2 protein-coding genes are annotated in these 1,624 nt (G+C 65.5%); both read right to left on the bottom strand.

Annotation, left to right across the window (positions count from 1 at the left end):
* On the bottom strand, nucleotides 1–156 hold a 156-nt coding region (locus K789_RS24270; protein ID WP_084507106.1), incomplete at its 3' end, for a DUF3117 domain-containing protein.
* Nucleotides 157–400: 244 nt separating this feature from the next.
* Complete coding sequence (locus K789_RS0100415; protein ID WP_306376070.1) at nucleotides 401–1,624, bottom strand: hypothetical protein; 1,224 nt, start codon at nucleotides 1,622–1,624, stop codon at nucleotides 401–403.

Genomic DNA, 1,624 nt, shown 5'->3' with positions numbered 1-1,624 from the left:
GCCGACGAGGCATTCCTTCAAGTTGGCAGCTTCGGAAGAGTTGAGCTCAACCACGAGCCGTCCGCCACCTTCGAGCGGCACACGCATGATCAAGCTGCGTCCTTCTTTGGTTACTTCCATCGGGCCGTCGCCGGTGCGTGGTTTCATTGCCGCCATAAGGAATATCCCCTCCATTAGTCCAGTGACATACCAGCCCGGCCGGGCTGCGTCCGCTTAGTCAATCAAGCTGCCCGGCGGCCGTGATGGGTGCCATCAGGGCCATGTAGTCAGTTTGCTTCTTGTCCTTGCTTACCAACTATTATCGCGTAACAACGCGGCTGTAGCTAATCGTTGGACTTTCCGACGCGCCGCGTCCTGATCCCACCGACGCTGCTCCGGCAGCCGCGAAACGTGCCGCACGTCACGGCGGATAGTCCCCTCCGCCGGGCAGCGGCGCCCAGGCCCACAGCCACACGATCCAGACAATCTGCAGCAGCAGGAACATGATGACCACGCTGCCGCGGTACGCGCGGGACCGGGACACGAGGGCCGCGCTGAGGGCCAGCGGGAAGAGCGGCAGCAGCATCCGGAACGTGCTCGTCTGGGGGTGCAGGAAGATCAGTAGGTAGCCCATATAGCAGGCACACCACAGCCGCAGTTCCGAGCCCAGCGCCCGCACGGGACGGCACATCATGGCCGCGGCGAAGAGCGCAACAAAAACAAAAGGAGCCACGACCCCCAGAACCGGGCCGAAGAGCAGGATGCCGGTGTCGAACCAGGGTTTGAACGGCACGAGGTCATGGCCGCGCCAGACAGTTTCAGTCTTGGTGTAGGCCTGGATGTCCCCGGTGACGGCCCAGGCGATCGCCGGCCACAGGAGGGCACCGATGCCGCTGACCGCCGTCAAGCCGGCGAGCGACCACAGCTGCGCCACGCTGTGCGGCACGTCCCGGGCCTGGCCGACTTCCGCTGCAAAGCCACCTGTGCCTGCCGCGCTGCGGGCCGCCGAGTAGTGCTGCCATACCCGGTGGAGGAACAGCAGTCCAATCATCGCTGCGAACGGCACGCCGGTGGGCCGGGACAGGCACATCAGCACGACGGCGGGCATCGCCCACAGGTAACGGCGTTCCATCACCAGCAGCAGTGCCGTGGCCAGCAAGAGCAGGTTCAGCGACTCGGCGTAGGGTACCTGGAGCACCGCCGAGACCGGAAAGGTGGATACGAACACCGTTCCCCAAAGCGCGGTGCGGTGTGATGCCCTGAGCCGGAAGAGTCTGTAGATGACCAGTGCCGCCCCCAGACCGCTCACCATGGCGATCACCGTGAGAGCGAACGCCGGAGGCATTCCCGTCAGCCCGGCGACCACCCGGCCCAGCATGGGAAAGAGTGCGTAGAACGCCCAGGCATTCTCCTGGACGTTTCCGGCCCCGTCGGTCGGGAGGACGACCGGGTAGCCGTTCTGGAGGGCCTCGCCGTACCACCGGGCATCCCAGATGTTGACGAAGGACCAGTAGTCCGGCTTGGCGGGAAACCAGGGGTTGACGCCCTGATGCAGGGCGGCGGCCATGAAGATGCAGGCGCTGACCAGCCGGGCGGCGACGTAGAGTCCGCCCACCTGGACCCACCATGGCCAGCGCGCCACCAG

The sequence above is a fragment of the Arthrobacter sp. TB 26 genome, assembly GCF_000427315.1.
Classification (GTDB): Bacteria; Actinomycetota; Actinomycetes; order Actinomycetales; family Micrococcaceae; genus Arthrobacter.
The sequence above is the reverse complement of the archived record's forward strand: the minus strand, read 5'-3'. Positions and strand labels throughout refer to the sequence as shown.